The sequence below is a fragment of the Streptomyces sp. NPDC058964 genome (assembly GCF_042741275.1).
Lineage (GTDB): Bacteria > Actinomycetota > Actinomycetes > Streptomycetales > Streptomycetaceae > Streptomyces.
Map to the genome: position 1 here is coordinate 1 of NZ_JBHYKH010000401.1, position 8,430 is coordinate 8,430.

General features: G+C 73.1%; 8 protein-coding genes. 2 read left to right on the forward strand and 6 right to left on the reverse strand.

Annotated features, from left to right (window positions below):
- Positions 1–61 precede the first annotated feature (61 nt).
- Complete coding sequence (locus ACFW2E_RS34690; protein ID WP_384472268.1) at positions 62–910, reverse strand: sulfurtransferase; 849 nt, start codon at positions 908–910, stop codon at positions 62–64.
- 316 nt (positions 911–1,226) lie between these two features.
- On the opposite strand from ACFW2E_RS34690, the gene ACFW2E_RS34695 reads away from it, so the two are divergent.
- On the forward strand, positions 1,227–2,027 hold the full coding sequence (locus ACFW2E_RS34695) for a VOC family protein (protein WP_384472270.1): 801 nt from the start codon (positions 1,227–1,229) through the stop codon (positions 2,025–2,027).
- A gap of 72 nt (positions 2,028–2,099) precedes the next feature.
- Here ACFW2E_RS34695 and ACFW2E_RS34700 read toward each other — a convergent pair whose 3' ends face one another.
- Genes ACFW2E_RS34700 through ACFW2E_RS34720 form a run of 5 tightly spaced genes read right to left on the reverse strand, consistent with a single transcriptional unit; the run spans position 2,100 to position 7,850 of the window.
- The gene (locus tag ACFW2E_RS34700; RefSeq protein WP_384472273.1) at positions 2,100–2,750 is read right to left on the reverse strand and encodes a thymidine kinase; all 651 of its coding nucleotides are present in this window, start codon (positions 2,748–2,750) and stop codon (positions 2,100–2,102) included.
- Positions 2,751–2,801: 51 nt separating this feature from the next.
- Positions 2,802–3,992 (reverse strand): alkaline phosphatase family protein, encoded by a 1,191-nt coding sequence (locus ACFW2E_RS34705; protein WP_384472276.1) that lies wholly within the window; start codon positions 3,990–3,992, stop codon positions 2,802–2,804.
- Positions 3,992–4,579: a DUF5998 family protein gene (locus ACFW2E_RS34710; RefSeq protein WP_384472279.1), complete on the reverse strand. Its 588-nt coding sequence runs from the start codon at positions 4,577–4,579 to the stop codon at positions 3,992–3,994. The genes ACFW2E_RS34705 and ACFW2E_RS34710 overlap by 1 nt, the downstream gene beginning before the upstream one ends.
- A 10-nt stretch (positions 4,580–4,589) precedes the next feature.
- Complete coding sequence (locus tag ACFW2E_RS34715; protein WP_384472282.1) at positions 4,590–5,003, reverse strand: hypothetical protein; 414 nt, start codon at positions 5,001–5,003, stop codon at positions 4,590–4,592.
- Positions 5,004–5,021: 18 nt separating this feature from the next.
- A complete protein-coding gene (locus ACFW2E_RS34720) occupies positions 5,022–7,850 on the reverse strand; it encodes a GNAT family N-acetyltransferase (protein ID WP_384472285.1) in 2,829 nt (942 codons plus the stop codon).
- Between the two features lie 178 nt (positions 7,851–8,028).
- Between ACFW2E_RS34720 and ACFW2E_RS34725 the strand changes: the two genes are divergently transcribed.
- Positions 8,029–8,310 (forward strand): HPr family phosphocarrier protein, encoded by a 282-nt coding sequence (locus tag ACFW2E_RS34725; RefSeq protein ID WP_079309245.1) that lies wholly within the window; start codon positions 8,029–8,031, stop codon positions 8,308–8,310.
- Positions 8,311–8,430: the final 120 nt, after the last annotated feature.

The following is an 8,430-nucleotide window of genomic DNA, read 5'->3' on the forward strand; positions in this document are numbered from 1 at the left end:
CTCCCCCCCCGCCCGGTGGCGCCCCCCCGGGGGGCGGCGCGGCCCCCCATTCCGGTCGGCGCTACTGGGGGTCGGGGCCCACCGCAACCGGCCGCGACGGATCGGAGGACCACTCCGACCAGGAACCCACGTACAGCGCCGCCGGAATGCCGGCGACCGCGAGCGCCAGGACCTCGTGGGCCCCCGAGACGCCCGAGCCGCAGTACACGCCGACCTCGGTGTCCTCGGACGCTCCGAGGGACTTGAAGCGCAGCCTCAGCTCCTCCGCGGGCAGGAACCGCCCGTCCGGCCCCACGTTCTCGGTCGTCGGCGCGGACACCGCTCCCGGAATGTGTCCGCCGACCCGGTCGATCGGCTCCACGTCACCCCGGTACCGCTCCCCCGCCCGCGCGTCGAACAGCACGCCGGCACGCGCCAGCGCGGCGGCCGCGTCCGCGTCCAGGAGCCCGGCCCCCGGCACCGGCGCGAAGTCGCCCTCCACGGGCGAGGGCACCTCCGTGGTCAACTCCCCCTCCCAGGACGGCAGCCCGCCGTCCAGGACCCGCACATCCGGGTGACCCGTCCAGCGCAGCATCCACCAGGCGCGGGCCGCCGCCCAGCCCTGCCCGCCGTCGTACACGACGACCGGCCGGCCGCAGGACACACCGGCCCGGCGCATCGCGGCGCCGAAGTCGGCCAGGTCCGGCAGCGGATGCCGGCCGTTCCGCCCCGGGGCCGAGGCCAGTTCACTGTCCAGGTCGACGAAGACCGCGCCGGGAATGTGCCCGGCCCGGTACTCGGCCCGCCCGTCGAAGGCCGGCGCTCCGGCCGCCTTGGCCAGGCTGAGCTGCCAGCGGACGTCGAGGAGCAACGGCGGGTTGTCCCCGGTCAAGTCGTGCGCGAGTCGCATTGCGGTGATGATGGCTTTCATGGCCTCCATCCATACGCCAGGGGTGGCCGCATCGTCCAGGTCCGACTAATCTGCTCCGCCGGACAGGCTCGATCACGAGGCGTACGGGATCGGGCACATGCTGTGCAGCCGATGGACACCCGGCGGCAACCACCTGGACACAGGGGAGAAGACACGGGGCGGGCATCCTCGCGACGACATCACACCGCGGTGGCGCCGCGCCGCGTGGTGTCACGGAGGGTGCGACCATCGGCACGGTGAGTACGCGCTGCTGCGGACACCGATCCGGAGAGCGGAAGCGACACGGCCACCGCGAGGGGCCGGGGAGAGAGTGACGATGACCGATGCACGGGGGCCGGCCGGCCCGAACGGCACGCGCACTCGGCGCGAGCCCGGCACACCTTGCTGGGTGACCCTGATGGCGCACGAGCCGGCCGCGACCGAGGCGTTCTACGGGGCGCTGTTCGGCTGGGAGTTCGAGCCCGGTCCCCAGCAGCTCGGCCCCTACGTACGGGCGCTCCTCGACGGCCAGGAGGTGGCGGGCATCGGCCAGCTGCCGCCGGACCGTCATCTGCCGATCGCCTGGACGCCCTACCTCTCCTCGGACGACGTGGACCACATGGCCGAGACGGTGCGGCTGTGCGGCGGCACCGTGGGTGTGGGCCCGCTGGACATGGCCGAGGCCGGACGGCTCGTGATCGCGTCCGACCCCTCGGGCGCGGTGTTCGGCATCTGGCAGGCGGCGGAGCACCACGGCATGGCCGTCTCCGGCGTGCCCGGCACACCCTCCTGGAACGAGCTGCTCACCTTCGAGACGGGCGGTGTCGCCAAGTTCTACAAGACGGTGTTCGGCTACGAGGAGGAGCCGGTGGTGTCCGCCGACTTCGACTACGTGACCCTGCGCGTGGCCGGCCGGCCGGTCGCCGGCATCCACGGCGTGGGCCACGCACTGCCGCGCGACCGGGGGCCGCACTGGGTGACGTACTTCCAGGTCGCCGACACCGATGAAACGCTGCAACGGGTCACCGAGCTGGGCGGCCAGGTCCTGAAGCCGGCCCGCGACAGCGAGCACGGCCGGGTGGCCACGGTGGCCGACCCGGAGGGGGCGGTCTTCTCCGTGGTCCGGAGCCCGCGCTGAGCGGGCCACAACCTGCGCCGAGCCCGGGTCTGCCGAAACGTCACGCCCAGCGGCGGCGTCCGCCCCCGGGCCTCAGTCCGTCGGGACCGGCAGGACGTCCGGGGACAGCGCCGCCGCACGCGCCGTCGCGGCCGTCATACGGCGCCGGTGGTGCCGACGGCACAGCACCTCGTAACCGACCTCGTCCGCTGACTGGTTGACGTCGCCCACGACCACCTGGGCACCCTCGACGACCATTTCGCCGCCGATCGTGCGCGCGTTGTGGGTGGCGCGGGCGCCGCACCAGCACAGGGCCTCGACCTGGAGGACCTCGACCCGGTCGGCGAGCTCCACCAGCCGCTGGGAGCCGGGGAACAGCTTGGAGCGGAAGTCGGTCGTGATGCCGAACGCGTAGACGTCGGCGCCCAGGTCGTCGACGACGCGGGCGAGCTGGTCGATCTGCACCGGGGCCAGGAACTGCGCCTCGTCGGCGATCACGTAGTCCGCGCGGCCACCCTGGGAGAGGTGCTCGACGATGTACGCGTACAGGTCCTGGCCGTCCTCCACCTCCACCGCGTCGGTGACCAGGCCGAGGCGGGAGGACAGCTTGCCCTCCCCGGCGCGGTCGTCACGGGTGAAGATCATGCCGACGAGGCCGCGGGCCGAGCGGTTGTGCTCGATCTGGAGAGCCAGTGTCGACTTCCCGCAGTCCATCGTTCCGGAGAAGAACACCAGCTCGGGCATGGGGGGTTGAGCACCTTTCGGCGAGGCGGGTCGGGTAACGGGGGCGGTTCTTCAGGAGCGTACTTCGAGCAGCGGGACCAGCTGCTCCGCAGGGGTCATCGAACCGTGGTTGCCGACCAGCGCCGACTCCTTCGGCTCCCGCTCGGTGGCGATGATCAGGACGTCGTCGTGCGCGGCCGCGACCACGTCACCGATCCGCGCGTGCACGCGGTCGTCGACCTTGGGTCCGAACCACCCCGCCGCGATCGCCTCGTCCCGCGAGGCCACCCAGAACTGCTCACCGAGCACCTCGCGCCAGCAGGTCAGGACGTCGTTCTCGGCGCCCGGCAGCGCGTAGACGTGGCGGGCGCGGCCCTCGCCGCCCAGCAGCGCGACGCCGGCGCGCAGCTCCCAGTCCTCGTCGAAGTCGAAGCGGTGCTGCTCGTCGAAGGGGACGTCGACCATGCCGTGGTCGGCGGTGACGTACAGGGCCGTGCGCGGCGGCAGCTGCTCCGCCAGGCGCTGGACGAGCCGGTCGACGTTCATGAGCTGCCCGCGCCAGGTGTCTGAGGCGACGCCGTAGCGGTGACCGGCGCCGTCCAGCTCGGCGTAGTACGTGTACACGAGAGCGCGGTCGGCGGCGGCCAGTTGCTCGGCGGCGATGTCCATGCGGTCCTCGCCGGTCAGCCTGCCGTGGAACGTTCCGCCGCTGAGCGCGACCTTGGTCAGCGGGGTGTTCTCGAAGGCGGGGGACGACACCTGGGCGGCGTGCACACCCGCCTCGTGGGCCAGCTGGAAGACGGTGGGGTACGGCTGCCACGCGCGCGGGGAGGTCCACGGGTGCCAGCGGAGCTGGTTCATCAGCTCGCCGGTCGCCGGGTTCCTGGCCGAGTAGCCGGGCAGGCCGTGGGCGCCCGGCGGGAGACCGGTGCCGACGGAGGCGAGGGAGGTCGCGGTGGTGGCCGGGTAGCCGGCCGTGATCGGGCGTCCCGTGCCCCCCCGGGAACTGGCGAGCAGCGAGGTCATGAAGGGCGCCTCGTCCGGGTGCGCCTTCAGCTGCTCCCAGCCCAGGCCATCGATCAGGAAGACGCAGTTCCGGTCGGCGGCGGTCAGTTCCTGGATGCCGGCGGTCATGCCCGGTACGGCCATACCAGCGGCCAGGGTGGGCAGGAGGTCGGCGAGGGAACCGCTGCCGTACTCGGGGAGCGGCGCGGTGTCGAGGGCGAGCGGTTCCGGGTGGTCCCAGGCGGCGGGGTACGCCATCAGCGTGTGACGTCCGCTGTCGCCTCGGAGACGGCCTGCGCGAAGACGAGCGCCTGGCGCACCGTCTCCGGGCCGTCCCCGGCCTCGCTCACGCGCAGGCTCAGGTCGTCCGCCGTCGAGTTGCCCGTGTAGCCGTGGTCGGCCTCGCAGTTGGGGTCGCCACAGGCGGCGGGCTCCAGGTCGATGCGGGAGACGGCGCCCCAGCCGATGGTCAGCACGACTTCGCGGGGCAGGGTGCCGGGCGTGTACTGCTCGGGGTTGGCGACCACACGGCTGACCACGACGGAGGAGATCCGGCCGAGCTTCACGGACTCCGTGGACGTCGTCGCGTACGGCGTCGGGGAGGTGTTGTCGGCGGCCTGCTCGTCGGTGTGGCTGACGATGAAGCGGTTGCCGGTGAGGACGAGCACGGTCACGTGCCGCCGCACCTCGTTCTGGTCGAACGTCGTCTCCTGGTGGACCAGGTACGACCGGATGGGCTCGCCGCCCAAAGCGGCCTCCACCGCCTCGGCCACGAGGGCCGGGTAGTAGCCGCTGCGCTCGATCGCCGCGCGCAGCCCCTGGGTCGTCGTACTGGTCTTGGCCATGGCGTCCATCCTAATCCGTGGGCAAGGGGGGTCCGGGCCAGTCGGGGGCGGCCGGGGCGGTCTCCGCACCCGCGCGCGGGTGCCGTGGGACGAGCCCGGGCAGGATGTCCAGCCGTTCCGCGGCGACCAGACACGAGACGGGCGCGGTGCCGCCGGCATCCGCTTCGAACCCGACCACGAGGGGCGGTTCTTCGATGAGCGTCCGCGCGAGACGCGCCGTCTCATCGGCCGTGGGCGGGCGGAAGACGGGGTCCTGGAAGGTGAGCGGGCAGGACACGAAGGACGGGCCGGCGAAGACCAGCTCCGGGCCGTGGTGGTGGGTGTGGTCGTACCCGGCCGCCAGTCGGAGCTGTCCGGCGTCCCAGACGATCACTTCCCGGTCCCACCGGCTGCCGTCGGGCAGCTCGCGTCCGGCGATCTCCATGCGCTCCCCCTCCCCCGTTCAGTAGACCGGCAGGGTGCGCGGGCCGAGGTCGTCACGGGCCGGCGGCGGCGCCAGCCGCAGGGTGGCGCCGAGGACGCTCACGCCGTGGGGCGCGACGACGACCGGCTCCAGCGTCACGGCGACGACCTCGGGGTGGTCGTCGACGAGCCGGGAGACGCGCAGCAGCAGCTCCTCCAGCGCGGGTGTGTCGACGGGCGTGGAGCCGCGCCAGCCGAACAGCAGCGGAGCGGTCCGGATGGACCGCACCAGCGAGGTCGCCTCCCGGTCCGTGACCGGGACCAGCCGGTGCGCCATGTCGTCGAGCAGCTGCGAGGCGGCTCCCGCCAGCCCGAAGGACAGCACGGCCCCGGCCGCCGGGTCGATCACGGCCCGTACGACGGTGTCGACACCCCGGGGCGCCATCGACTGCACCACCGGCCGCAGCTGTTCCGGCTGCCCGAACAGCTCGGTCAACTCGGCGTACGCCCGGCGCAGTTGCTCTTCGTCCGCCAGGTCCAGGCGTACCCCGCCGAGGTCGGCGCGGTGCCGCAGATGGGGGGCGGTGGCCTTGAGGGCGACCGGATAGCCGAGGGCGTGGGCGGCTTCCGCGGCGGCGTCGGCGGTGCCGGCGGGCAGCGCGCGGCGGACGTCGATGCCGTACTTCCCGAGCAGTTCGCAGGTCTCCTCGGTCCCGAGGGTGAGCCCCTGGCCGCGCGCGAGCAGCCCGCCGATCAGCTCGGCGGCGCCCTTCTCGTCGATGTCCTCGTACTCGGGCACCCTGCCCGGGTCGGCGGCCTCGCGGCGCCACTGCGCGTACTTCACCGCCTCCCCGAGGGCCCGGACGGCCCGCTCGGCGGCCGGGTAGGCGGGGATGAGGCGGGAGCGGCCGCGGGGTGCGTCCGGCAGGGCCGGAGCCTCCCCGGGCGACGCCTGTGGCGCTCCCCCGGCGGACGGCCGCCCCGCGGGGCGGGACGGCGCGGTGCTGGCCGCGGCCGACAGCGCCTCGGCGAGCCCGCCGAGCTCCACGTGCACGACGAGCACCGGCTTCGCGGAAGCGGCGGCGGCAGCGGACCGCAGCGCCTCGGCCAGCTCCGCGTCTGCGGGCGAGCCCTCGCCGATGGCCGGTATCGCCGTCACGACCACCGCATCGCTCCAGTCGTCGGCCAGCGCCCGTGCCAGCGCCCGCCGGAAGTCCTCCGCGGTGGCTCCGGTGGTCAGGTCCAGCGGACGGGACGGCCGCAGCCCCTCGGACAGGCAGGCGTCGTACGTCAGCAGGCCCAGGGACTCGGAGTTCCCCAGGATCGCCACCCGTGGCCCGGCGGGCAGCGGCTGCCGGGCAAGCAGCAGCCCGGCGTCCACCAGCTCGGTGATCGTGTCGACCCGGATCACGCCCGCCTGCCGGAGCAGCGCGGAGACGGTCGCGTGCGGCAGGCGGGTGGCCCGTACCGCGTGCCCCTGCGGAGCGGATCCCGCCCCCTGGACCACGACCAGGGGTTTCGCCGCCGCCGTCCGCCGGGCGAGGCGGGTGAACTTGCGCGGGTTGCCGATGGACTCCAGGTACATGAGGACGACGTCGGTGTCGGGGTCGTCGTACCAGTACTGGATGACGTCGTTGCCGGAGACGTCCGCCCGGTTGCCGGACGACACGAAGGTGGAGACGCCGGTGACCCCGGTGACCCCTCCCCCGCGCCGGTGCAGCCGGGACAGCAGCGCGATGCCGATGGCACCGGACTGGGCGAAGAGCCCGATCCGCCCCGGGCGGGGCATTTCCGGTGCCAGGGACGCGTTGAGCCGTACCTCCTCGGACGTGTTGATGATCCCGAAGGCGTTCGGCCCGATGATCCGCATGCCGTACGTGCGCGCGTGCCCTACGAGTTCGCGCTGCCGCTCACGGCCCTCGGGGCCGCTCTCGGCGTATCCGGCGGAGAGCACGACGAGTCCCTGCACGCCGTGTTCCCCGCACTCGGTGACCACTTCGGGGACTCGCTCGGCCGGTACGGCGACGACCGCGAGGTCGACCGGGCCGTCGATGTCCCGCACCGAACGGTGGGCGGGTACGCCGTCGACCTCCTTCAGGTCCTCCGGGAAGGCCTGGTTCACGGCGTGCAGGCGGCCGGTGAACCCCGCGTCGCGGATGTTGCCGAGGACGCCGCGGCCCACCCCGCCGGGCGCGCGGCCTACGCCGACGACCGCGACGGAGCCGGGCGCGAGGAGCCTTCGCACGGACCGCGCCTCCGCACGCTGCTCCCGCGCGCGCTGCACGGCGAGCGAGCGGTCGGTGGGTTCGAGGTCGAACTCCAGGCGTACGACGCCGTCCTCGAAGCTGCGCTTCTGGGTGTATCCGGCGTCCGTGAACACCTTGATCATCTTGGTGTTGGCGGGCAACACCTCGGCGGCGAAACGACGGATGCCGCGCTCGCGCGCGACGGCCGCGATGTGTTCGAGGAGGGCGGAGGCGACCCCACGGCCCTGGTGCGCGTCCTGCACCAGGAAGGCGACCTCGGCCTCGTCGGCGGGAGCGGAGGCGGGCGTTCCGCCGGCGCCAATACGGTCATATCGTACGGTTGCGATGAACTCGCCGCCGATGGTGGCGGCAAGCCCCACCCTGTCCACGAAGTCGTGGTGGGTGAAGCGGTGGACGTCCTTGGCGGACAGTCGCGGGTACGGCGCGAAGAAGCGGTAGTACTTCGACTCGTCCGAGACCTGCTCGTAGAAGCTGACCAGGCGGTCGGCGTCATCAACGGTGATGGGCCGGATGCGCGCGGTGCCCCCGTCGCGCAGCACCACGTCCGCCTCCCAGTGGGCGGGGTACTCGTGCCGGTCCTGCCGGCCCGCCGAGGTCTGCATGGGCCCCAGAGTACGGCTCGCGTCGGACAACGGCGCGGGGCAGTCTGTGGAGGACGCAAGTCGGATCGAGGCCGAGGTTCGACGTCACCTCCGGAGCGGGACGCAGCCCCGCTCCGAACATGCTTCATGATGTGGGAAACTGGTCTAGACAACCCTGAACAGTGAAGGGCAGCATCACATGGCTGAGCGCCGCGTCAACGTCGGCTGGGCCGAGGGCCTCCACGCCCGCCCCGCCTCCATCTTCGTCCGGGCCGCCACGGCCTCCGGCATCCCCGTGACGATCGCCAAGGCTGACGGCAACCCCGTCAACGCGGCCTCCATGCTCGCCGTTCTGGGCCTGGGCGCCCAGGGCGGCGAGGAGATCGTTCTCGCCTCCGACGCCGAGGGCGCGGATGCCGCCCTGGACCGTCTCGCGAAGCTGGTCTCCGAGGGCCTCGAGGAACTCCCCGAGACCGTCTGACCGACGGAAAGAGGAAGACCGAACGGCCCCCCCCGAGCCCCCCGCGGGCGGGTGGGTTAACCCAACCACGCTAGCGCCCCCCCCCTTAGCTGGAAAACAGGGGCCACCACAAAAACAACC

What these genes read in the sequence shown, in the direction of transcription:
- ACFW2E_RS34690 (WP_384472268.1), bottom strand. Translation starts at nt 910, where the DNA reads ATGAAAGCCATCATCACCGCAATGCGACTCGCGCACGACTTGACCGGG.
- ACFW2E_RS34695 (WP_384472270.1), top strand. Translation starts at nt 1,227, where the DNA reads ATGACCGATGCACGGGGGCCGGCCGGCCCGAACGGCACGCGCACTCGG.
- ACFW2E_RS34700 (WP_384472273.1), bottom strand. Translation starts at nt 2,750, where the DNA reads ATGCCCGAGCTGGTGTTCTTCTCCGGAACGATGGACTGCGGGAAGTCG.
- ACFW2E_RS34705 (WP_384472276.1), bottom strand. Translation starts at nt 3,992, where the DNA reads ATGGCGTACCCCGCCGCCTGGGACCACCCGGAACCGCTCGCCCTCGAC.
- ACFW2E_RS34710 (WP_384472279.1), bottom strand. Translation starts at nt 4,579, where the DNA reads ATGGCCAAGACCAGTACGACGACCCAGGGGCTGCGCGCGGCGATCGAG.
- ACFW2E_RS34715 (WP_384472282.1), bottom strand. Translation starts at nt 5,003, where the DNA reads ATGGAGATCGCCGGACGCGAGCTGCCCGACGGCAGCCGGTGGGACCGG.
- ACFW2E_RS34720 (WP_384472285.1), bottom strand. Translation starts at nt 7,850, where the DNA reads ATGCAGACCTCGGCGGGCCGGCAGGACCGGCACGAGTACCCCGCCCAC.
- ACFW2E_RS34725 (WP_079309245.1), top strand. Translation starts at nt 8,029, where the DNA reads ATGGCTGAGCGCCGCGTCAACGTCGGCTGGGCCGAGGGCCTCCACGCC.